Origin of the sequence: Nonomuraea sp. NPDC049480, from assembly GCF_044465905.1 — a bacterium.
Lineage (GTDB): Bacteria > Actinomycetota > Actinomycetes > Streptosporangiales > Streptosporangiaceae > Nonomuraea.
In genome coordinates this window covers 172,891-195,458 of sequence record NZ_JBITMD010000003.1, presented here as the reverse complement: position 1 = coordinate 195,458, position 22,568 = coordinate 172,891, and the positions used below count along the sequence as shown (strand labels likewise).

The following is a 22,568-nucleotide window of genomic DNA, read 5'->3' as shown; positions in this document are numbered from 1 at the left end:
AGGGATCAGGAACGGGCCAGTTCGGCCCGGATCGTGGCGATGATGGCGTCGGTGGACAGCCCGTAGCGGTCGTGCAGGGTGGGCAGGGCGCCCGCGGCCAGGAACGCGTCGGGCAGAGCGATCGGGACGACGCGCGCGCCCACGCCGGCGAAGGTGAGGGTGGAAGCGACGGATTCGGCGAGCCCGCCGACGACGCTGTGGTTCTCCAGGGTGACGACGAGGCGGCCGGTACGGGCCGCGCGCAGGACGGCCTCGGTGTCGAGGGGTTTGACGGTCGGCACGTGGAGCACGGCCGCGTCGACGTGGTCGGCCTCCAGCCGGGAGGCGGCCTGCAGGGCGCGCATGGTCATCAGCCCGGTGGAGATGAGCACGACGTCGCGACCGGTGCGCAGCTCGGCGGCCTTGCCGAGCTCGAAGCGGTAGTCGTACTCGTCGAGGATCCTGGGCACGGCCCCGCGCAGGAGCCGCAGGTAGGTGGGGCCCGGGGTGGCGGCGAGCGCGGGCACGGCCTGTTCGATGTCCACGGCGTCGCACGGGTCGACGATGGTGAGGCCGGGGCAGCCGCGCAGGATGGCCAGGTCCTCGGTGGCCTGGTGGCTGGGCCCGTAGCCGGTGGTGAGCCCCGGCAGGGCGCCGACGACGTTGACGTTGAGCCCGGGTTCGGCGATGTCCAGGCAGAGGAAGTCGTAGGCGCGGCGGGTGGCGAACACCGAATAGGTGGAGGCGAAGGGCACCAGTCCCACCTCGGCCAGCCCGGCGGCCGCCCCGAGCATCGCCTGCTCGGCCATGCCCATCTGAAAGAACCGCCCGGGGTGTGCGTCGCGGAAGACATGCATGTCGGTGTATTTGGCCAGATCCGCGGACAGGCCGACGATCTCCGGGCGCTGCTCGGCCAGGCGGGCCAGCGCGTGCCCGAAGGGAGCCGATGTGGTGCGCTGGCCGGGGTCGGCGAACGAGGCGATCATCGCCGACGTGGTCAGCCTCTTGGCCGTGGTCATCGGTGCGAGCCCTCCTGGAGCTGGTCGCGGGCGATCTGCCACTCGTGCTCTTCCACGCGCATGAAGTGCGCCTTGTCGCGGTTCTCCAGCAGCGGCACCCCGCGTCCGATGCGGGTGTCGCAGATCACCACCGACGGCGAGCCCCGGTGCTCGCCCACCTCGTCAAAGGCGGCCAGCAGCGCGGGGATGTCGTTGCCGTCGACCCGCAGCGCGTGCCAGCCGAAGGCCCGCCACTTGTCGGCCACCGGCTCGGTTCGCAGCACGCCCGCGGTGGCCCCGTCCGCCTGCAGCCCGTTGACGTCGACGATCGCCGTCACGTTGTCGAGGCCGTGGTGCGCGCAGGCCAGCGCGGCCTCCCAGGTGGAGCCCTCGTCGAGCTCGCCGTCGGACAGCAGGTTGAATACCTTGGCCGAGTTGCCGGTGTGGCGCAGGCCGAGGGCCATGCCGCCGGCCACCGCGAGGCCGTGGCCCAGCGAGCCGCCGGAGATCTCCATGCCGGGCGTGTACGACGCCATCCCCGACATCGGCAGCCGCGAGTCGTCGGAGCCGTACGTCGCCAGTTCCTCGACGGGGATGACGCCGTACTCGGCGAGCGCGGCGTACAGCGCGATGGCGTAGTGGCCGATCGACAGCAGGAACCGGTCCCGGCCCGGCCATTGCGGGTCGTCCGGACGGAAGCGCAGCCGTCTTCCGTACACGACGGCGAGGATGTCGGCGACGCCCAGTGCCTGGCCGATGTACCCCTGGCCCTGGACTTCGCCCATGTCCAGCGCGTACCGCCGGATCCGGTGTGCGGACGCCCGCAGCCCGTCGACCCGCTTCTTGGTCATCGACGTCACTGTGCCGCTCCCCTTTCGTAGGTGATCGTTTCCGTGCGCGACGCTTGCTCGAGCTCCGCCACCCTTTCGCGTTCGTTCCGCCCCCAGGTCTCCTGGGTGATCAGCGCGGCGAGCAGACCGAGCAGTCCGTAGCCGCTCAGCAGCGCGGCGGGCCCGGCCCAGCCCAACGACGCGTACAGGGCCGTCGCCAGCAGCGGAGTGAACCCGGAGACGACGGCTGAGAGCTGGTAGGCCAGCGACGCCCCGGTGGTGCGGGTCTTGGTCGCGAACAGCTCCGAGAACCACGCCCCCTGCACCCCGGCCAGCGAGTTCTGGCAGACCGCGTAGCTGACCACGAACGCGACCACGATCCAGGCCGCAGTCCCCGTATTGACCAGCAGGAACAGAGGGAAGCCCCAGAGCAGCGTGATGGCGGTGCCCAGCAGATAGACCGGGCGGCGCCCGACCCGGTCCGTCAGCGCGCCCCAGGACGTCGTGGCGGCGATCCCGAGCCCGGCCGCCAGCATCAGCCCGGTCAGGCTGACCGACCTGTCCGCCAGCTTCTCGCTCGCCAGGTACGACAGCATGAAGGTCACCGTGACGGCGTATCCGGCGGTCTCCGTGATGCGCAGGCAGAAGGCGCGCAGCACGGTGCGCCAGTCGTCCCGCAGCACCTCCAGCAGCGGGTTCTTGGCGATCTCGCCTTCTTCCTTCAACTCCTCGAACTCCGGCGACTCCTCGATCTTGAGCCGGATGACGATCCCGACGACGATGAGGACGACGCTGAGCAGGAACGGCACCCGCCACGCCCACTGATCGCCGAGTGGCACGCTCACCAGGAAGGCCAGGTTGGCCAGCAGCAGCCCGACCGGGAAGCCCGCCTGGGTGATGCCGGTGTAGAGGCCGCGCCGGCGCCACGGCGCGTGCTCGAAGGACATGAGGATCGCGCCGCCCCACTCGGCGCCGAACGCCAGCCCTTGCACCACCCGCACCGCCACCAGCAGGATCCCCGCCCAGACCCCTACCTGCTGGTACGTCGGCAGCACCCCGATGAGCACCGTCGCGATGCCCATCAGCAGCAGGGAGCCGACCAGCACGGGCTTGCGCCCGATCTTGTCACCGAGGTAGCCGCCCACGATCCCGCCGAGCGGCCGCACCGCGAACCCGATCCCCAAGGTCGCGAAGGACAGCAAGGTGCCCGACAGCGGATCGCTCGCCGGGAAGAAGACCTGGTTGAAGTACAAGGCGGCGGCCGTGCCGAAGCCGATGAAGTCGTATGTCTCGATGGTCGCGCCGATCGAGGTGCCGAGGGCGACCTTCTTCTTCTCCGGTGTGCCGTCGACCGGATGCCATGGGGTGACCTTCGCGTCAGCCATCTCAGTGCTCCCTGGGGGGTGAGAGGAAGGCCGGAGCCCGTTCCTCACGTGGATCATATGCCGACTGTTAACAGTCAGCAATTGAGAGCGTGACCCGCATCGCCCGCTCCTGTCAAGGGGATCGATCGGACTGTTGACAGTCGCCACGTGTCGCGACACCGGACTACGATGGGGATCGCCAACCACAAAGGAGAGTGCGTGACCAGCGTCGAACCTCTGCCCAGCCTGGACCGCAGCACGTTGCGCGAGCGCGCGCTGCAGGCCCTGCGGTCGGCGATCACTTCCGGGCAATACCGGCCGGGTGATCATCTCGGAGAGGTCGAGCTGGCCGCCCGCCTTGGCATCAGCAGAGGCACCGTCCGCGAGGCGCTGCGCCATCTGCAGCAGGAAGGACTCGTCACTCCCGGGCGCCGGGGCATGCTCCGCGTCAACACCCTGACCGCCAAGGAGATCAGAGGGCTCTACCAGGTGCGGGCCGCCCTGGAAGGACTGGCCGTGGCGACCGTCATCAACTCCCCTCACCGCGACACCGCCGTGAAGACCCTGCGCTCGGCCCTGACCCGGCTGTCCGACCACGACGCCGACTTCCCCCAGCGCGTGGCCGCCGACCTCGGATTCCACCTGCTGCTCTGCGAGCTCGCCGACAACCCGATGCTGGTCGAGAGCTGGAAGCACCTGGAAGGGCGCATCCGGGTCGCGATCATGAGCCACGACGCCGCCCAGCTGCCCGAGATGATGTCCCACGACCGGCACGCGCCCATCGTCGACGCGATCGAGAGCGGTGATGTGCCCGCCGCGGTCAGGGTCGTCGAAGACCACATGGCCGCGGCGGCCGAACTCTACGCGGGCGTGTGAGCACGACGACCGCTGAGAGGCAGCGCCTGTTCACGGAAGACGGGCCCACTCCCGCATCGACGTCATCGCGTTCGCCACGTGAAATGGCGGAGCTGTCATGGAGTCACTGGGCGCCGTAGCGGTCTGCGGCGGCTGTCATGTGCTCCCGCACCACTCGCACGGCGGCGGTCACGTCAGCGGCCTCGATCGCGTCGACGATCGGTGCGTGCCGGGTGTGCGACATGATGCGGGGCAGCTGGGCGGCGTCGTGGCTCATGATCGCGACCCGGACCGGGCTGCGCGTCCACGCCGCACTCGATACCGGCGCCGATCAGGCCAGGCTGAAGAAACTTACTCGTCTTTGCGCCAGCGGGCGCGCAGGTGGAAGGCCGCGGTCTTGGGACGGCGGTCGCGCGTGAAGACACCTTTCTTGTTGCCGTCGACGCGGAAGACGCCCGCGGTGGTGGCGAAGTCGGCGAAGTTCCAGACCTGTTCGCCCACCACCGCGTCGACCCGGTCGAAGACCCGGTGGTACACGTCGAGCAGGTCGGCCTGGTACTCCTCGGTCCACGGGGTGGGCACGATGCTGCGCAGGCCGGGGTAGGTGTCGGCGCCGTACTCGGTGATGACGATGGGCTTGCCGTGCGTCTCCGCCCACTGCCGCAGCTCGGCCTCCAGTGCGGTCTCGGCCGCTTCCAGGTCGCCGGGACCGAAGTACCAGCCGTAGTAACGGTTGAGCAGGACGACGTCGAACAGGTCGGTGATCACGCATTGGTCCGGCGGCGCGAGCAGCGCGTTGGCGTAGGCCACGGGCCGGGTGGGGTCAAGGCGGCGGGTTTCCGCGGCGAGTGGGGCGAAGTAGTCGCGCGCTTCGGGCTGGACGTTGTCGGGTTCGTTGGCCACGGACCACAGCACGACGCTGGGATGGTTCTTGTCGCGGGCCACCAGTTCCCGGATCGCCTGCAGGTGGACGCGCTGGGCGTCTTCGCCGATCGTGTCCGGGGAGTATGTGGACACGCGTTTGCCGGAGTTGAAGACACCTCCGCCGATGTTGAGGTTGAGCCCGACGGCCGCGGTCTCGCTGATGACGACCACGCCGTGCCGGTCGGCGTAGTCGAGGACCTCCTCCGCGTAGGGGTAGTGCGAGGTGCGGAAGGAGTTCGCGCCGATCCACTCCAGCAGGGCGAAGTCATGCACCATCAGCGCGTCGTCGTGGCCCTTGCCGCGCACCGCCGCGTCCTCGTGCTTGCCGAACCCCCTGAAGTAGAAGGGAGTTCCGTTGATCAGGAACTGCCTCCCGCGTACCTCCACCGTGCGCACGCCCACCGGCTGGCGGTAGCCGTCGACGACCTCCCCGGATGCGCTGAGCAGTGAGACCTCGAGTTCGTAGAGGTAGCCGTCGCCGGGCGCCCATGGATGTACGTCAGGCACGCGCAACGTGGCGACCGCGCCGGCGGCAGCGGCCACCTCGGCGCCGGAGGCGTCGCGCAGCGACACACGGAGTGAGTCCGCCTCCCCGGTGCTGTCCACCTGGTAACCGATCACGCCGGTGGTGTCGTCGAAGGCCGTGGTCACGGTGATGTCGCTGATGTGCGCCGGAGGCGTGGTGTAGAGCCAGACCGGCCGGTGCAGGCCCGCGTAGTTGAAGAAGTCGTGAAGGTAGCGCTGCACCCGACGGCCGTCGGGACGCTCCTCGATGGTGCCCGGCGGGATCGACGCCCAGCTCAGTTCGTTGTTGACCACGACGGTGACGCGGTTCTCGGCTCCCGGTCGCACGTGTGCGGTGACATCCGCTTCGAACGGGGTGTAGCCGCCTTCGTGTTCGGCGACCTCGGTGTCATTGACCCAGACGGTCGCGCGGTGGGTCGCGGCGTCGAACCGCAGGACGATGCGCTGCCCTGCCCACCGGGCCGGTACCCACACGCTCGTCTGGTACCAGGCGTCGCCAACGTGGTCCCGGACCGTCGCCTCGGGGTAGATGTCGTTGTAGCTGGCCGGTACCGGGATGTCCACGGCCCTCGCGATGGGCGAGCGCCACCAGCCTTCGGTGCGGCCGGCTCCCTCCGCGTCCAGCCGGAACCTCCACAAGCCGGCTAGAGAGCGGCGTTCGCGGGTGGGACCGTCCTGCGGGCGAAGCATGGTCGGTTCTCCTTTTCTCCGTGCGGTGGTCAGGCGGTGGTCGAGTCGTCGCTGGGTGGCGGGCAGCGGTGGGGCGGATCGGTCGAGCAGGTGAACGTTCGGCTGCTCGCTGTGACGGGTGTTCCGTCCTATTTGATGCCGGTGTTGGCGATGCCCTGGATGAACTGTTTCTGGAGGAACAGAAAGAGCAGCACGATCGGGGTGACGACGGTGACCGCGCCGGCGAGCAGCAGACCGTAGTTGGTGCCGTTGGCGCCCACCGAGAACAGGGCGAGCGCGACCGGCAGCGTGTAATGGTCTTCGGTCTGCGCGATCACCAGCGGCCACAGGAAGTTGTTCCACTGCCCGAGGAAGGTCAGGATCGCCAGTGTCGCCAGAGGAGGCCGGCAGAGCGGGACGATGACCCTGAGAAAGATGCGTGTTTCACCGGCGCCGTCCAGGCGGGCCGCTTCGACGAGAGAATCCGGAATGTCCTGGATGAACTGGCGCATGAGAAACACGCCGAGCGGTGTCACGAGGAAGGGCAGAATCAACCCGAGATAGGAGTTGCTCAGTCCCATGTTGCTGACCAGGACGAAGAGCGGCACGAAAGTGGTGACGCCTGGGACGATCAGCATCGTGAGGACGAGGCCGAACAGGAGGCGTTTCCCGGCGAATTCCATCTTCGCGAAGGCGTACCCCGCCATGGAGCAGAAGAGCAGATTTCCCGCGACACATGTCACGGCGACCAGCGTGCTGTTGAAGAAGTACACCGCGAAGTTCTGCTTCGACAGCAACTGTTCGAAGTTGCCGAGCGTCGGAGAACGGGGCAGCCAGACGCTCGGATGCGCGACGATCTCCCCTGTCGGTTTGATCGACCCCAGGAACATCCACGCGAACGGTGCCAGCGTCGCGAGGAGGCCCAACGTGAGGGCGCCGTAGAGCATGATGCGGGCGGGCCGGATGGGCCGGTGTGCGCTGAGGCCGGACGCGGCCGCAGCGGTGCTCACGGTCGTGGTGGTCATGTCATGCCTTCGCTCGGAAGATACGGAACTGAACGAGGCTGAGCAGCGCGATCGCGGCCACCAGCACGTACGAGGCGGCGGCGGCCATACCGTAATTGCCGAAGCCGAATTGCTCGTAGGCGTAGTAACTGATCGATGTGGTGCTGTCCAGCGGGCCACCACTCGTCATCACGAACGGCTCCTCGAAGAACTGCAGGTAACCGATGCTCAGCAGCACGGCGACCACCAGCGTGACCGGCCTGAGCAGCGGCAGGGTGATACTGCGGAAGGCGCGCCGGCGGGTGGCGCCGTCAACGCGAGCCGCCTCGAGCAGGTCCTCGGGGATGGACTGCAGTCCGGCCAGGAAGATCACCATAGGGATGCCGAAGTGGCGCCAGACCGCCATCAGGATGAGCGCGGGCATGGACCAGTCGGGGTCGTTCAGCCAGTCCGGCCCGTGGATTCCCACGACGGCAAGGACGGAGTTGATCATTCCGTCCGGCTCGTAGAGGTACCTCCACACCACCGCTATCGCCACGATGCTGGTCACCACGGGCGCGAAGTAGGCGACCCGGAAGAATCCCTTCGCGCGCCGGATCCCGGAATTGAGCGCGACGGCGAGGGCCAGGGCGATGATCATCGTCAGCGGGATTCCCACGGCGACGAAGTAGAGCGTGTTGAGAGCCGCCCGCAGGAAGGTCGGATCCCCGAAGAGCTCGGTGTAGTGCGCAAGGCCCACGAAGTCGACGCTGAAGGGGGTCCGTATGTCCCGGGCCGTGATGTCCGTGACGCTCATCGACAGCGAGGAGAGGACCGGCCATACGCCGAAGGTGGCGAACAGCGCGACGAAGGGTGCGCAGAAGGCCCACGCGATCAATGTGCGCCGGGCGCGTCCTGCTACGGCTCCCGGTGGCCCCGTCCGGCGTGGGCCGGCAGCCTGGCTCGGTGCGGATTTCACGGAGGCGAGAGAGATCATCCCTACGCTCCGGTTCCGATCGCCGACGCCTTTTTCTGGATCTCCCGCAGAGCCGCTTGCGGCGAGGAGACGCCCTTGGCGACCTTTTCGAACTCGGCATCCAGGACCGCGGTGACCTGCCGCCATGTCGTGGTGTTCGGTCCAGGCTGTGCCGTCTTCAGCTGGGTACGGAACACGGCCAGAGTCGCGTCGGTCGCGAGCTTCCCCTCGTTCCAGGCCGACTCGACGGCGGGCAGGTCTCCGGACAGGTCGTACCAGGTCTTCTGGACGTCAGGACTGGCCATCCACCGGATGAACTTCCATGCGCCCTGACGGTTCTTGGCGTCCTTGAACACCGCCCACTGTCCACCGCCGATGTAGCCGGCGTTGGACTTCGGTCCCGACGGGAGCGGCGCGATGCCCACCTTGTCGTCGACGAAGGACGCACCGCCGGCGGCCTTCAGCAGGTTCACCTCCCAGGGGCCGGAGATGAGCGCGGCAGTGGACCCGGCGACGAACTGCGGCTCGATCTCTCCCAGGCTCACCGGGCCGTTCGGGCTGGAGATCTTCGACGCGATGAACGACCGGTAGAACTCCAGTCCCTTGAGCGCCTCCGGCGTGTCGAAGGTGAACGTGGTCCCGTCCTCGTTCATGACCTGGGCTCCGGCCTGCCACATGAACGGCACGACGCCCTGCCAGGTCCCCGTGGCTCCGGTGGGCAGGGACAGCCCCCACTTGGCCCCTTGCTTCTGCAGGGCCTTGAGGAACGGGCCGTACTCGTCCCAGGTCTTGGGTGCGGAGACTCCGGCGGCCTGCGCCATGTCCTTGCGGTAGAACAGAGAGCGGGTTTCCACGTACCAGGGGACGCCGTACTCGGCTCCCTCGAAGGTGGTGCTCTGGACGGCGCCGCGGTAGAAGACGCTGAAGTCGACGAGGCCGGACGGAACCTTGTCCAGCCCGCCCGTGGACGCGAACGCCGCGAGGTCCACCGCCCCCACCATGGTGGCGTCAGGAGTGTCTCCTGAGGCGATCGCCGTCTGCACCTTCTTGGCATAGTCCTGCCAGGGAACCGCTGTCACCTGCACCTTCACGCCGGGGTTCGCCTGGCTGAACTGGGCGGCCAGCTTGGGCAGAAGCTCGCCCTCCGTTCCCATCGCCCACACCGTGATGGTGCCGCCGGGGGGTTCGGTGTCAATGGGGGCGCCCGCCGCGGCCTGCGTCGGCCGGGCTTCTGACCGGCCGCAGCCGGTCAGTAGCAGTGCGACGGCCAGCCCGCCGACGAGTGTCTTCGCAACAGTTGAGGTGAACATCGATGTCTCGTTCCTCTCCACCCGAGGGAAGCGTCACCGCTTCTTCCGTACGCCGTGGTGTGGGTGAGCGAGACGCTACCTCAAAAACCGAACAGTTGCTACATTTTCTTTGCCGTGAATTCACCGGCGTAACCGCAAGGACCCATAGGGTTGGTGCCATGACCGATGAGACGGCGAGTCGACCAGGCACTCGGCGGGGCCCCTACGCCAAGAGCGCGCGCCGCCGAGCCGAGATCGTCGCCTCCGCGACATCCGTCTTCTCGGCACGCGGTTACCGGGGCGGGTCGCTGCGGGAGATCGCGAAGCAGCTCGACCTCAGCCTGACCAGCGTCGTCCATCACTTCCCCAGCAAGAGCGCGCTGCTCGTGGCCGTCCTCGAGAACGCCGACTCCGCGCACGCCGGCTCCTTCGAAGTGGACAGCCAGAAGGAGGGTGTGGCGTATGCCGTGCTGCAGTACGTTCGCCGGAACCTCGAACGGCCGGAGATGCTGAGGCTGCTTGCCCTCATGGCCGCGGAGTCGTCGGCTCCGGACCATCCGGCGCATGAGTGGTTCCGTGACAGGTACGAGAGGATGATCGGCCTGATCGCGATCGCCGTTCGCCGGGACCAGGACGAGGGCCGTATCTCCAACGCCAGGGATCCCAGGGGCATCGCCGGGTCTCTCGTGGCTCTATGGGACGGACTCCAGCTCCAGTGGCTCATCGACCCGCACCGCGATCTCGTCGCCGCGATGACGGCCGCGTTGAAGGACCTGCTGGGTCCACACGCCCCCCTCGGCGCGTAGACACTGATCCGTCCCAACATGGAGCCGAGCCGGGGGCACAGCTGCGCTGTGGCGGGCGTTGCCGGCGCACCCGGAGATTGCCACCGAGGACCCCGAGAGGCGCACAAGGGCCGGCGCGCAGGCCAAGTGAGCGTCGGCGTATGCGAGTAATCCTCTCGCAGGGATACGCTCAGCAGCAGCCGCGCGCTTCCAGCACATGTGTCACCTTCAACCAGTACGGCGCCAGGCAACTCGAACACTGTCTCGCCTCGGGAGTGGAAAGACCGCCGCCTGCGACGACGGGCCGCCAACGTTCGCTGACGTCCATCTTGATCTGCGGCCGTTGTCACGCAGAACGTCACTCATCTGAGACACCGCCTCCTTCATCAGCACGGCCCGCAACGCCCCTGCGTCCTGCCGATGTCGAGCAGCCCAAGGGTGAACGACCTCTCGACTGCGAGCTAAGCGACCAGATCGGCCAGATTGGCCATGGCGCTAGAGGTATGTCTATGTACCTTTGTCCGAAAGACATCGAGTACCGGATTGGCATGTGCGAGCCTATTGCTGACTCGCTGACCCCAGCTACGGTCATCCCAAACTCGAATTAAGCCGTGAGGCACCCGTGCCCGAATCGAACGCTCCAGCTCATTGGCTCTCTCGCGACCCCCGCCTAAGAAGATCGCTGGAGAGGCTCGTACTGGCAGAGCTTTTTACAGACGAAATTCAGTCGGCATCCCAAGATCTCGCCATTAACCAACAACGACTAAAAACCATTTCTTTGAGCATGCTCCTAGATCTTCCCATCAACGAAGTTCAGGGCTATCGCGCCTACAAAAGGGCACTTAATCAGTTCAACACCACAGTGCAGGAATTCATCGACCGAGCCTCACAAGATATGCACACGGGACTTCTGCAGCGAGTTGCCAAATGGGCCAGCGCGACAGGATTCCTCATGATAATGCTCGGAGGATTTCTTAGCATTTGGCTTACCTTCTTCAGCTCCGTCCGCGATCTGGGACTTATGGCATTACTCTTGGCTGGCCTAGCGATGGGCGCAAAGACCGCGCTTTCTCATGAGCGCGGCGTAAGTGCGCTTCTAAAAATATACGATCACGATGCTGCTGCGGTCTTGAAGAAGACACGCGCCACCCTCATCAGCAGAGTGCACACGAGTGGACTCATTATCCGGCTGCTACGCCTCGCCATAAATGAGGCACGCGAGGATCGACTTACGCAACAGTTCGCCGTCACCTCAAGCCCTGGACTGAGCGACCTACATGGAACTGAATATTATGTATCTACGTCAGCATATGAGCGGGTTGACGAACTTGTCGAGATGCTACAAGGCGGAAGCATCGGGATCGCGGGACAGCGTGGCGCAGGCAAGTCCGCCCTAATACGCGCCTATTGCCGGGTCGGGAACCTCAGTTACCCAAGCGACGTGAGCTGCCTCGTATCTGCACCGGTCGATTACGTAGCCCGCGAGTTTGTTCTTTATCTATTTGCGGCCTTATGCCGGGCAGTCCATTCGCGCTTCCGCCATCCGAGACGCAGCTGGAAACGGCGACAGACAGCATGGAAGCGTCAAATCACGTGGAGTAAACGCATGCTATGGCTAGTCGCTGACACGATCTACGGCCTTGGCGTCTTTACGTTCAAGCTGCTCTGGACGGTAGTGCTGTTGCTCGTCGGATTCTACGCCAACTTGTCACCATTTCTATCATTAGCAGCCATCACACTCGGACTCTCTGTCGTGACCTGGACCACATATCGCGACGTGCGCAACATCCTGGTACGCGAATTATCCTTCCGTGCGGAGCGACGGCTTCGCTCACGTGCGAAGCGCAACTTAAAGCGTATTCGCTATCTCCAGACACGCACATCGGGGTGGAGTGGAGGCCTCAAGCTCGGTATAGGGCTAGAGGTGCAAGCATCACACGGTTACGCAAGCGCAGAGCAGCCGTACACCTATCCCGAACTCGTCCGAGAGTTCCGCGCCTTCACAGAGACCGTAGGCCGTCATCTTCGCCAGACGGATGACCAGCTTTTCATCGGCGTCGATGAGCTAGATAAGATAGGCTCCGGCGAGCAGGTTGAGAGATTTCTCAATGAAATCAAGAGCGTCTTTGGAGTACCCAACGTGTACTTCCTCGTATCGGTGTCGGATGATGCTCTTATGGCCTTCGAGCGCCGAGGTTTTCCATTGAGAGATGTTTTCGATAGCGCCTTTGATGAGATCATCCGAGTCGCACCGCTTACGTACGCTGAGTCTCGCCGACTTCTCTACGAACGCGTTATAGGGTTAACCGAACCGTATGTAGCCCTGTGTCACGTACTATCTGGCGGCCTAGCACGCGATCTAATTCGGGTAGCTCGGCAAGTTATCCGGATCGGGAGCGAGAAGTCGTCACTAGCCGAAATCTCGGAGCGAATCGCCAGGAACGAAATTTATGGCAAAACTGTAGCGGCACTCACAAATCCTGCCGCCAGGGATGCGACTGCACTACTACGGCAGTTTCATCGCCTGGCTCACGACATCAGATCTGCCGTGCCGATAGAAGACCTACTCGACGAACTAAGTTCCAGCACCGAGGACGAAGCAGAAACGGCGCAGGCTCTTCGGAAAGAATTAGCGACTTACATATATTTCTGCTTAACGGTAAGTGATGTTTTCAACCAAAAGCTCGCCAACCATAACGTTGCCACGGCTACAGATGATGAAGCCTACCCTGCTACTTTCAACTACATGGCCTCAGCACGCCTAGCGTTTGGAGTCAACCCCGAACTCGCCGCACGACTGATCGATGATTTTCGGTACAGCTGGGGACTACACGTTCCGGGATACCTAACCTAAACGTCCGCCGCAACGCGGATTGATCGGCCGAGAGGCCAAGACCGCAGGGCCACCATGCGCAAGTGCTGAAACACCAGGGGGCGCCGGTACCGCCGGGGACCGTGTTCCAGCAGTATCCAGGGACAGCACTGACATCTCTGTCCCGACCTGTCCCCCGTTGGCTCCGTGGATATCCGCACTTCGAAAGGGTGCGAGGGACAGCGGGGACAGCAGGGACACCGGCTACGCTTTTGAGCTGGTCAAGGAGTCCTTGATCGCCTGAGCACCGGTAGCGCCTGCCGTGGCAAGGTCATGGGCGGTGCGACGGAGTTCGGTCACGGCGTAGGCATTGAGCGCCGTAGCGTCCGGGACGACATGCAGAGCCGTGGCGACTGCGGCTTCGGCGTCACCTTGGATGGCCTGGGCGCGTGCGAGGCAGGCTCCGTACCAGGCTCTGTCGCGGCGGTAGTGATCGGGCGCACGGCGGCCAGGGCCTGTTCGGCCGCGCGGCGCTGCAGGAAAGTCGCGCCCCGGTAGACGGCGGAGCGGACGAGGGGGTGGCGGAAGGTTATGGCGCCGTCCACCCGTACCAGACCGGCGATCTCGGCCTCGTCGAGCGCGTCCGGCACCACGCCCAAGGCCTGCGCCGCACGCAGGACGAGGCCGACGTCGCCGCTCTCCTCGGCCGCCGCGACCAGCAGCAGGGTCTGCGCCGGAGCCCGGAGCCGCCGCACCCTGGCCAGGAACACCTGCTCGACCACGGCGCCGACGGGCAGCCGCTCCGGCAGGGGATGCGCCCCGGCGAGCTGCTCGGCCGACAGCGAGCCCGGCAGCTCCAGCAGGCCGAGCGGGTTGCCCGCGGTGCTGGACACCAGCAGGTCGGCGACCTCGGGCGCAAGCGCCACGGCCGTGCGCTCGGCCAGCAGTGCCCGCGCGGCGTCCGGCTCCAGGCCGCGCAGCCGCAGCTCGGGCAGCCTCGCCAAGGGCCGGCCCGCCGGGGCGGGACCGGAGTCCGTGCCGTCGTCACGCACCGCGAACACCAGCGCGACCCCTTCGGCCTCCAGCCGCCGCGCCACGAACGCCAGCGCGTCGGCGGACGCCCCGTCCAGCCAGTGCGCGTCGTCCACCAGGCACAACAACGGTCGTTCCTCGGCCACCTCAGACAGCAGGCTCAGCACCGCCACCGAGACCAGGAACCGGTCCGCGCCCACCGGGTCCCCCATCCCGAACGCCCCTCGCAACGCAGCGCCCTGCTGCACGGGGATCGCCGCGACCCGGTCCGCGACGGGCCGCAGCAGCTGGTGCGCGGCGGCGTACGGCAGTTCCGACTCCGACTCGACCCCGCCGCCCCGCAACACCCGCATGCCGCGCGCCCGCGCGGCGGCGAAGTCGAGCAGCGCTGACTTCCCGATGCCCGCCTCGCCGCGCACGACCAGGACGCCGCTGCGCCGGTCGCGCGCGTCGTCAAGCAGCCGCGTGATGAGCCCGCACTCCCGCTCCCGGCCATGCAGCATGCCCCGATCGTACGACCGGCTCGAGCGTCGGCGGGCGGCCAGAATCCACGGCCGGCCGGCGCGGTGGAGGGCGGTTCGGGCTCGGACGGCCGTGGCCCCGTCGACCATGTCGCCCGACCAGGCAGAGCGCACGCTCACCCCCGCGCCGCGGCCGACAGGTTGTGTCGACAGGACACCGAACGGAGGACATCATGACCGCTTCGACCAGAGCAGGGCGGGCCGAAACCCCGAGGCCTGCTTCGTTCACGCCGAGCATCCCGCGCTACCCGGCGCTGACGAGTCCCTCCTGTTCCAGGTGGCGCAGTGCCTCTCGGACGGTTCCCCTGCTGATGCCGAGCCCGGTGGCCAGTTCGACCGCGGCGGCCGAAGCGACGACCACCAGGACTTCGAAGCCCTGCGCGACCGCGACCCGGAAGCGCTCAAGACGCCATGCGCCACCACCTGGAAACGTCGCCGACAACCTCCTGTGCCGTCACTGATCACTCCCCCTGGCAATTCGCCGGGCGCCGCAGTGGCGTCGTCGTGGCCTCAGGGGCAAAGCACGCGGGTCCAATGGCGGCACCGGCTGCTCACCGATCCTTGCTCGCGCCGGGAGTGGCACACCCTTTCAGCCGCGCGACGGGATCCCTCTCAGGAGGACGGCCGAGTCAGGGCCGGCAGGGCGGCGGGTCAGGCCGGGCGACCGGCGGTGCCGAGGGCGCGATAGCGCTTGAGGCGGGCGGCGAGGCGCTCGGCGGGGTCGGCCCGCAGCACTTGGAGGAGTTGGCGTTCGAGTGCGCGCCCCGCCCGCCGGCAGAACTCCTGCGACTCATCGGCGGCGTCGGGATACTCGGGGATGATCCGGTCGGCGATGCCGTTGGCGAGCAGGTCGGCGGACCGGACGCCCTGCGCCGCCGCCGTCTGAGGAGCCTGCCGCGTGTCGCGGTGGACGATGGCGCTCGCGCCCTCCGGAGGCAGCGGGGAGAGCCAGCCGTGCTGCGCAACGAGCACCCGGTCACACGGGATGAGCGCGAGGGCGCCTCCGCCGCTGCCCTGCCCGAGCAGCAAGGAAAGCGTCGGCGCTTCGAGGGTGACGAGTTCGGCCAGGCAGCGGGCAATCTCTCCGGCCATCCCGCCCTCCTCCGCCTCGCTGGACAAGGCCGCGCCCGGAGTATCGATGACTGTGACAAGCGGCAGGTTGAGCTCGTGTGCCAGTCGCATGCCGCGGCGCGCCTCGCGGAGCGCGGCCGGTCCCATCGGGCTCGTGGCCGTCTGGCCCCGCCGGTCCTGGCCGAGCAGCACGCACGGCGCGTTGCCGAAGCGGGCCAGCGCCAGCAGCAGGCCGGGGTCCTTCTCCCCTGTGCCGGTTCCGTACAGCGGCAGCACGTCCGTTGCGGCGTACCGGAGCAGTTGCCGGACGCCGGGCCGGTCGGGCCGCCGGGAGATGGTGATCGATTCCCAGGCGGGCACGTCGGGCAAGGACTCCTCCAGCGGGTCCGCGGCCTCCGGCGGGCTGTCCGCACGCGGGAGCAGGATGCGCAGCGCGCGGTCGGCGACGTCGGCCAGTGCCTCGGGCGGCAGCACGGCGTCGATGAGGCCGTGCCGGTACAGGTTCTCCGCGACCTGGACGCCTTCCGGGAACGGCTCACCGTACAGGGCCTGGTAGACGCGCGGGCCGAGGAAGCCGATCCGCGCGCCCGGCTCGGCGACCGTGATGTGACCGAGCGAGCCCCATGAGGCGAACACGCCGCCGAAGGTCGGATTCCGCAGATAGACCAAGTACGGCAGGCCCGCGGCCTTGTGGTGCACGATCGCCGCGGTGATCTTCACCATCTGCAGGAACGCGACCGTACCCTCCTGCATCCTGGTGCCGCCGGAGGTCGGCGCCGCCAGCAGCGGAAGCCGCTCCCTGGTGGCCCGCTCCACCGCGGCCACCAGGCGTTCGGCCGTGGCGACCCCGATGGATCCGGCGAGGAAGCCGAACTCGCAGGCGATCACCGCGACGCGGCGGCCGCGAAGCAGGCCCGCTCCGGTGATCACGGCCTCGTCCAGGCCGGTCTGCTCGCGCGCCGCGGCGACGTCGGGATCGGTCGCCGGGCCGAGCGGCTGGTCCCAGCATTCGAAGCCGTCGACCGCGAGCTCGATCAGCTCGCGCGCGGTCAGCCGGGTCACGTGCCCTCCAGCCAGGATCGGATCGCCGGCTCGTCGGCGTTGAGCAAGGGCGGGGCGGCATGGTCGGCGCGGGTGGTCTCCCGCTCTCCGTCCGGCCCGGCCTCCTCGAAGAACCGCAACGGCGGCCCCGGCAGCGCAACCGTCCCAAGGTGAGCGTGCTCGACCTCGATGAGCAACCCCTGCGAGCGGGTCTGCTCCCACGCGTACACCTCGTCCAGGCCGCGTACGCGGCCGGCGGGCACGCCGATCTCGGCGAGCCGCGCCAGCAGCTCATCGCCATCGAAACCGGCGAAAACCTCCTCGATCCGCGCCACCAGAGCCGGCCCGGCCGCCACCCGCTCGGCGTTCACCGCCATCCCCTGCTCCTGCGGATCGAGCCCGAATCCCGCGCAGAACCGCTGCCACAGGCTCTCGCTCCCCACTGCGATCTGCACCGCGCCGTCCCGGCAGCGGAAGAGCCCGTACGGCGCGATCGACGGATGATGATTGCCCTGCGCGCGACCGAGCTCGCCGGCGACGGTCCACCGGGTGCCCTGGAAGGCGTGCACACCGACGATGCTCGCGAGCAAGGACGTTCGCACGACTTGGCCCCGTCCTGTCCGTTCCCGCTCCAGCAGCGCGGACACGACGCCGAACGCGCCGTACATGCCGGCCAGCAGGTCGCCGATCGGCACCCCCACCCGCTGCGGATCATCAGGCCCGGACCCGGTCAGCGACATCAGGCCCGCTTCCCCCTGCGCGATCTGGTCGTAGCCGGCCCGGCCCGCCTCCGGCCCGTCGTGCCCGAACCCGGTGATCGAGAGCACCACCAGCCGCGGGTTCAGCTCGAGGAGCCGGGTGGTGGTGAATCCGAGCCGGTCCAGCACGCCAGTGCGGAAGTTCTCCAGCAGTACGTCCGCCTTGCGGACCAGGGCCTCCAGAGTCGCCCGGCCGTCCTCGCCCTTCAGGTCCAGCGCGATCGACTGCTTGTTGCGGTTGCAGGACAGGAAGTACGTCGATTCGCCCGCCACGAACGGCGGTCCCCAGCCGCGCGTGTCGTCGCCGGTGCCGGGCGACTCCACCTTGATCACCCGAGCCCCGAGATCGCCCAGCATCATCCCGGCATGCGGCCCGGCGAGCGCTCTGGTGAGGTCGACGACGACGTATCCCGCCAGCGGCCCCGCGCTCATGCCAGCCATCCGGGCAGGACCAGAGCGGCCCAGGACAGCACGGGCGCAACCACGACGATGGTCATGCCCCAGGCCATCAGGCGTTTGAACACCTCGTCGCGGACCGTGGTGTCGGAGTTGGCGACGACGAGCGCGCCGTTGGTGGAGAACGGGCTGCAGTCGACCACCGAGGACGAGATCGCCAACGCCGTGATCAGCCCGATCGCGCTGACCTGCCCCGTCTGCAGGAACGGCACGGCGAGAGGGATGAGCGCGCCGAGGATCCCCGTCGTGGAGGCGAACGCGGACACCACCGCGCCGATCAGGCAGATCAGGAACGCGGCCAGCAGCGGGGTGCCGACGTGCGCGACGCCGTCGCCCAGCCATTTCACCGTGCCCTGCTCCTCCAGCAGCGAGACGTAGGTGACGATGCCACCGATGAGAAGCACGGTGCCCCAGCTGATCTTGTCGACCGCGCCCCGAGCGGCGGAGGGGAAGATCAGGGTGAGCGTGACCGCCACGGCCAGCGCGAGGAAGCCGACGTCCAGTCCGAAGGCCAGGGCTCCCACCCCGAGGGCGAGCAGGCCGGCCAGCGTGAGCGCACGGGGTGCGTCGAGCCTGGGAGGGGCGTCATCGCCCGTTCCCCCGTGACCAGAGCCGCGGCGCGGCTCGCGCCCCGCGGCGGCCGACCCCGCACCCGCCTCCGCGAGCACCATGACCTCGGTCTCGGCTGCTTCGCGCCCGCGCCGAAGCAGCTCCCGGCCGCCGAGGAAAGCGAAGGCGATCAGGCTGATCAGCGCGCACGCGCCCATCGCGCTGAGGAACAGGATGGCCGGGCTGCTCGCAAGCCCGCTCTTGGTGACCACGCCTGTGGTGATAGCGCCGAAGATGCCGATCGGTGAGAAGCTTCCACCCGTAGCGCCCTGGACCACCAGCAGGCCCATCAGCACGGGATTGATCCGGTACCGGGCCGCGAAACCCATCGCCACCGGTGCCACGAGGGCCACCGCCGCCGGGCTGGCTGCGCCGATCGCGGTGATCGCTGCGCACACCACGAACATCACCCACGGCACCAGGGCGACGCGGCCGCGGACCGCGACGATCGACTTGTGCACGATCCAGTCGACGGTCCCGTTGTTCTTGGCGAGCGCGAACAGGTACGTGACCCCGACCAGGATGACGAACAGGTTCGCCGGGAAGCCGCCGAGCACGTCGGCCACTTTCACGCCGAACACGGTGGTGCCCACGACGAACGCGGCCACCAGGGCCAGCGCACCCATGTTGATGGATCTGACACCGGCTACCACGAACACCAGCACCAGCACGACCAGTGCGACGACTTCGGATGACACCGGGACCTCCTCTGTTGGGTGACTGCCCGGTTACGATCCCATTTCCGGATTGGCCTAGCCTCTGATCCACCAAGCCTCATTGTCAATACACTGTTTCCGTGACCAAGAAGCGTCAGCAGACCACCGCCACACCTGCTCGCCTTCAGCGTCCGCGGTTGTACGAGCAACTCGCCGACCACATCGCCAGCTTCATCGAAGCCCAGGGGCTCTCCCCAGGGGACCGGCTGCCTCCAGAACGCCTGCTGGCCGCCGAGCTCGGCGTCAGCCGTGCGACCCTGAGCCGTGCCCTGGTGGCGCTCGAGGTCCAGGGCCGGGTGGAGGTGCAGCACGGCAATGGCGCCGTAGTGCTCCCACCCACTTCACAGGATGCGGATCCGGACCTGCCGCCATTGCTGGAGGGCCGCGACGCGGTCGAGATCGCCCAGGCGCGCGCGGCCGTGATGGCGGGGCTCGCCCGCGGCGCGGCCGCGCACTCGGACCGAAGCCTGCGCCTGGCCCTGCTGGGGCCGGACGGCCGGCCCGTCGAGTTCGCCGACGTCTGGCAGCGCGTACGCCGGCTCGCCGGTCCTGGCCTGCTGGCGGACCTCGACGATCTCCTGTCGAGCGCCATGCCGCGTGAAGACGGAACCATCGTCTCGACCTGCCGGCTGGAGTCGCTCGCCCACGCCGTGGTCGCCGGCGACGGCGATGCCGCCGCAACCGCCTGCGCACACCTTTTCGGACGATGACCACCAGCAGGCCGACCGGCCGCCGACACCTGTGACGCCTGGCTAGGGCACCTTTGGCGCCTAACCGCACGCCGCCAGGCCACCGGTGCGTCTGCCACCAGGCGCATCCCACCGAGTGTTCGGAACCCGTGCCATGCGCCCGGATGCCATCAACCTCTCGATGCTCGGCACGACGAGGGCCAACGTCGGCTCAATGTAACGCTGGTAGAGGTAGTCCAGCCGCTCGGTATCCCGTGCCAATTCATCCGCGATCAGCCCGGTCAGGTACAGTTCGCCGATCGAGCTGGTGCACCTGGCCGAGGCGAACCTGCCGTTCATGAACGAGCCGCACCACCCGCGCCTGGGCAAGTACACCCACCAGCACACCCGTGACTGGAGCGCCAAGGTCGCGGAGGCGGACGCCTTCGTGTTCGCGATGCCGGAGTACAACTTCGGCTACAACGCCGAACTGAAGAACGCCATCGACTACCTGCACCGCGAGTGGCAGTACAAGCCGGTCGGCCTGGTCAGCTACGGCGGCGTCTCCGCCGGCACCCGGGCCGCGCAGATGATCAAGCAGGTCGTGACCACCCTCAAGATGACGCCGGTCTTCGAGTCGGTGGCCATCCCCTTCGTGCACCAGTTCCTCGACGAGGAAGCGGGCCTCGTGCCGAACGACGTCATGACGAGTTCCGCGACGGCGATGCTCGATGAACTCGTCCGGGTCACCGAGGCCCTGCGCCCGCTGCGCACCCCTGCGGCGTCGTAACCCGGACGGCAGGGTGCACGAGGGACGTCCGGCCGCCGACACGACCTGACCCCCACTCGGAAAGACCAGCGAGGTGTCCTGCAGCAGCCACCAGGATCACCGCCTCGCCCTGGATCGCGCCGAACTCGACCGCCGCCGCGGCAACCCACCGACCGCCTCGGCCTTCGCCTGTCGACTCCCCACCTGCCTGAGACCAGGGAAACTTCCTGGTCAGGGGATGCCGTGGTTTCTTCCCTTCTTCTGGGTCCCTCGCGGGGGCACACAGAACAAGGGAAGCATCTTCGATCGCCGATCTGCCTTGGGGCGGGTCGGCGATTTCTTTGCCCAGGGTCTTGATCACGGGCAAGTTGTCCTCCTTGACGGTGATCCGAGATCGAGGAATCTTCGGCGGCGCCATCGGGGTTTCTGGGCCGGAGGCTTGCCTGGCCGGCGTGCTGCGCCATCGATGTCGGCGCCTTGGTAGTGCCCGGGCAAGGTGCTGCGGGCGCTGGTCGGCGGGCACGCTGAGCGTCCTCAGCGGCCCTCCGCCGGCTGGACGTGGCAGGCGCAGGGATGGCCAGGTCGATGAGCAGGGCCAGGCCGACGGCGCTGCCGGGCCGGCCGGCGTGGACTACCGCCTATTGGCCGGGGTGCAGCCCCAGTGAGCCGGGCGTGGGGTCGCCCTGCACCTCGCCGAAGTAGAGGGCGAAGGTCTGCTTCCAGCGTTCGACCTCGGCGCGGTCGGCCATGAAGCGCGGGAACCCGTCGAGGTGGGCGTTCGGGTACTCCCAGATCGGCTTGAGCCCGCCGACGGGTGTGACGTCGGTCCGTACCGACCAGCCGTCGAAGGAGTGCTCCTGCACGCCGGGGGAAATGGACCAGTTCAGGTAGAGCTTGGCCGCGGCGGGGTGCTTGGCGCGGGCGAGGATCGCTGCCCGCTGCCCCCACGCCATGAACGGGTGGCCGTCCGGCGCGGCCCACTGTACGCCGGGTGCAATGGGCCCGGTCAGTGAGCCGGCGCCGCCGATGCCGATCAGCTTCTGCTTGCCGGCGACCGCGACGATCGGGGTGAAGCTGCCGCGGCCGAACTGCACGTTCTGCGCGGCGAGCCGGCGCACCCAGTCCCAGCCGTACGCATCGGTGTAGAGCTTGTACAGGTACAGGACCGCGTCGTCGTCATGGGGATAGGAGGAGGAGATGGCGCCCTGCCAGCGTGGGTCGACCAGGTCCCGCGGCGTGGCGGGCGCGGCGCTGCCGAGGGTGTCGTCGTACATGTAGCTGAAGGCGACGACCGCGATGCTCACCCATGCGCCGTCCGGGTCCCTGAACTGGGGGTACAGCGAGGAGAAGCCGGCCGGCTTGTACGGCAGCAACACCCCCATCCTCTTCCACCGGGTGAAGTCCTGCAGGGTCTGCAGTTGCACCAAGTCGGGGACCAGCGTGTTGGTGGCGAGCTGGTTGTCGATGCGTACGTCGTGGTACTTGCTGTAGTCGACGACCAAGGTGAGCTTGATGTCCGGGAACTGGGACAGGAACGCCTGCTTGGTGGCGTCCTGCTGGTCGGGGGTGTCGCCGCCGGCGTAGATGACGAGTTCGCCACCCTCGCGCCTGGCGTCGGCGTACAGCTCGTCGAGGGACTTCTTCTCCTCCGGCACGGGGCCGAACGTCGTGTTCGCGTCGTAACCGGTCGCCGCCGCGGCACTGCCGGCGATCGACGTGCCCAGCGCCGCCGCACCGAGCGCGGCACCCGCGCCGAGTACCCGCCGCCTGCTGAATGGGGTCATTGGACCGAATCCTCTTCGTTGAATGACGGCCGAACGTCACAGGCCTGGCCCACAGCGTGCGGCATGGACAGCGATGCTTGAAGGCTCAAGAACATTGGTACACTATGGCTATCTTTTTGAACCGTCAACATGCTGCCGGTCACACTTCCCGGTG

20 protein-coding genes are annotated in these 22,568 nt (G+C 67.7%); 5 read left to right on the top strand and 15 right to left on the bottom strand.

What is annotated here, in order from left to right; all coding sequences use genetic code 11:
- Positions 1-5: 5 nt before the first annotated feature.
- The 3 genes from ACIBX3_RS10695 to ACIBX3_RS10685 are packed head-to-tail and all read right to left on the bottom strand — an operon-like array spanning position 6 to position 3,192.
- On the bottom strand, positions 6-998 hold the full coding sequence (locus ACIBX3_RS10695; RefSeq protein WP_397115405.1) for a transketolase family protein: 993 nt from the start codon (positions 996-998) through the stop codon (positions 6-8).
- Positions 995-1,828, bottom strand: coding sequence for a transketolase (locus tag ACIBX3_RS10690; RefSeq protein WP_397115403.1), 834 nt, complete (start codon positions 1,826-1,828; stop codon positions 995-997). Before ACIBX3_RS10690 ends, ACIBX3_RS10695 begins: the two co-directional genes overlap by 4 nt.
- A 5-nt stretch (positions 1,829-1,833) precedes the next feature.
- On the bottom strand, positions 1,834-3,192 hold the full coding sequence (locus ACIBX3_RS10685; protein WP_397115401.1) for an MFS transporter: 1,359 nt from the start codon (positions 3,190-3,192) through the stop codon (positions 1,834-1,836).
- Between the two features lie 198 nt (positions 3,193-3,390).
- Between ACIBX3_RS10685 and ACIBX3_RS10680 the strand changes: the two genes are divergently transcribed.
- Positions 3,391-4,047, top strand: coding sequence for a GntR family transcriptional regulator (locus tag ACIBX3_RS10680; protein ID WP_397115399.1), 657 nt, complete (start codon positions 3,391-3,393; stop codon positions 4,045-4,047).
- A gap of 103 nt (positions 4,048-4,150) precedes the next feature.
- On the opposite strand, the gene ACIBX3_RS10675 is transcribed toward ACIBX3_RS10680, so the two are convergent.
- The 5 genes from ACIBX3_RS10675 to ACIBX3_RS10655 all read right to left on the bottom strand — a co-directional run bounded on the left by ACIBX3_RS10675 (position 4,151) and on the right by ACIBX3_RS10655 (position 9,413).
- Positions 4,151-4,303: a hypothetical protein gene (locus ACIBX3_RS10675; protein WP_397115397.1), complete on the bottom strand. Its 153-nt coding sequence runs from the start codon at positions 4,301-4,303 to the stop codon at positions 4,151-4,153.
- 74 nt (positions 4,304-4,377) lie between these two features.
- Positions 4,378-6,165 (bottom strand): beta-glucuronidase, encoded by a 1,788-nt coding sequence (gene uidA / locus ACIBX3_RS10670; RefSeq protein WP_397115395.1) that lies wholly within the window; start codon positions 6,163-6,165, stop codon positions 4,378-4,380.
- 128 nt (positions 6,166-6,293) lie between these two features.
- Positions 6,294-7,169: a carbohydrate ABC transporter permease gene (locus tag ACIBX3_RS10665; RefSeq protein WP_397115393.1), complete on the bottom strand. Its 876-nt coding sequence runs from the start codon at positions 7,167-7,169 to the stop codon at positions 6,294-6,296.
- Position 7,170: 1 nt separating this feature from the next.
- Positions 7,171-8,025 carry a carbohydrate ABC transporter permease gene (locus tag ACIBX3_RS10660; RefSeq protein WP_397115391.1) on the bottom strand — a complete coding sequence of 285 codons (855 nt, stop codon included), beginning with the start codon at positions 8,023-8,025 and terminating at the stop codon, positions 7,171-7,173.
- Between the two features lie 101 nt (positions 8,026-8,126).
- Positions 8,127-9,413: a sugar ABC transporter substrate-binding protein gene (locus ACIBX3_RS10655; protein WP_397115389.1), complete on the bottom strand. Its 1,287-nt coding sequence runs from the start codon at positions 9,411-9,413 to the stop codon at positions 8,127-8,129.
- A 158-nt stretch (positions 9,414-9,571) separates the two neighbouring features.
- Here ACIBX3_RS10655 and ACIBX3_RS10650 point away from each other — a divergent pair, with 158 nt between their 5' ends.
- Together ACIBX3_RS10650 and ACIBX3_RS10645 are read left to right on the top strand one after the other, a co-directional pair.
- Positions 9,572-10,198, top strand: coding sequence for a TetR/AcrR family transcriptional regulator (locus tag ACIBX3_RS10650; protein WP_397115387.1), 627 nt, complete (start codon positions 9,572-9,574; stop codon positions 10,196-10,198).
- A 601-nt stretch (positions 10,199-10,799) separates the two neighbouring features.
- Complete coding sequence (locus ACIBX3_RS10645; protein WP_397115385.1) at positions 10,800-13,031, top strand: hypothetical protein; 2,232 nt, start codon at positions 10,800-10,802, stop codon at positions 13,029-13,031.
- 314 nt (positions 13,032-13,345) lie between these two features.
- Here ACIBX3_RS10645 and ACIBX3_RS10640 read toward each other — a convergent pair whose 3' ends face one another.
- From ACIBX3_RS10640 to ACIBX3_RS10620, 5 genes are all read right to left on the bottom strand, one after another.
- Positions 13,346-14,524 (bottom strand): AAA family ATPase, encoded by a 1,179-nt coding sequence (locus ACIBX3_RS10640; RefSeq protein WP_397115383.1) that lies wholly within the window; start codon positions 14,522-14,524, stop codon positions 13,346-13,348.
- A 262-nt stretch (positions 14,525-14,786) separates the two neighbouring features.
- Entirely contained in the window at positions 14,787-14,984 is a 198-nt protein-coding gene (locus ACIBX3_RS10635) for a GntR family transcriptional regulator (RefSeq protein WP_397115381.1), read from the bottom strand.
- Positions 14,985-15,193: 209 nt separating this feature from the next.
- Positions 15,194-16,675, bottom strand: coding sequence for a carboxyl transferase domain-containing protein (locus ACIBX3_RS10630; protein ID WP_397115379.1), 1,482 nt, complete (start codon positions 16,673-16,675; stop codon positions 15,194-15,196).
- On the bottom strand, positions 16,672-17,844 hold the full coding sequence (locus tag ACIBX3_RS10625) for a CaiB/BaiF CoA transferase family protein (RefSeq protein ID WP_397115377.1): 1,173 nt from the start codon (positions 17,842-17,844) through the stop codon (positions 16,672-16,674). Before ACIBX3_RS10625 ends, ACIBX3_RS10630 begins: the two co-directional genes overlap by 4 nt.
- The gene (locus ACIBX3_RS10620; RefSeq protein ID WP_397115375.1) at positions 17,841-19,175 is read right to left on the bottom strand and encodes an SLC13 family permease; all 1,335 of its coding nucleotides are present in this window, start codon (positions 19,173-19,175) and stop codon (positions 17,841-17,843) included. Before ACIBX3_RS10620 ends, ACIBX3_RS10625 begins: the two co-directional genes overlap by 4 nt.
- A 98-nt stretch (positions 19,176-19,273) precedes the next feature.
- Here ACIBX3_RS10620 and ACIBX3_RS10615 point away from each other — a divergent pair, with 98 nt between their 5' ends.
- Entirely contained in the window at positions 19,274-19,903 is a 630-nt protein-coding gene (locus tag ACIBX3_RS10615; protein WP_397115373.1) for a FadR/GntR family transcriptional regulator, read from the top strand.
- 60 nt (positions 19,904-19,963) lie between these two features.
- Here the strand turns inward: ACIBX3_RS10615 and ACIBX3_RS10610 are convergent, their stop codons facing one another.
- Positions 19,964-20,221 carry a hypothetical protein gene (locus ACIBX3_RS10610; protein ID WP_397115371.1) on the bottom strand — a complete coding sequence of 86 codons (258 nt, stop codon included), beginning with the start codon at positions 20,219-20,221 and terminating at the stop codon, positions 19,964-19,966.
- On the opposite strand from ACIBX3_RS10610, the gene ACIBX3_RS10605 reads away from it, so the two are divergent.
- Positions 20,154-20,651, top strand: coding sequence for an NADPH-dependent FMN reductase (locus ACIBX3_RS10605; RefSeq protein ID WP_397116371.1), 498 nt, complete (start codon positions 20,154-20,156; stop codon positions 20,649-20,651). The two genes, ACIBX3_RS10610 and ACIBX3_RS10605, sit on opposite strands and share 68 nt — an antisense overlap.
- A gap of 617 nt (positions 20,652-21,268) precedes the next feature.
- Here ACIBX3_RS10605 and ACIBX3_RS10600 read toward each other — a convergent pair.
- Positions 21,269-22,414 carry an ABC transporter substrate-binding protein gene (locus ACIBX3_RS10600; RefSeq protein WP_397115370.1) on the bottom strand — a complete coding sequence of 382 codons (1,146 nt, stop codon included), beginning with the start codon at positions 22,412-22,414 and terminating at the stop codon, positions 21,269-21,271.
- Positions 22,415-22,568: the final 154 nt, after the last annotated feature.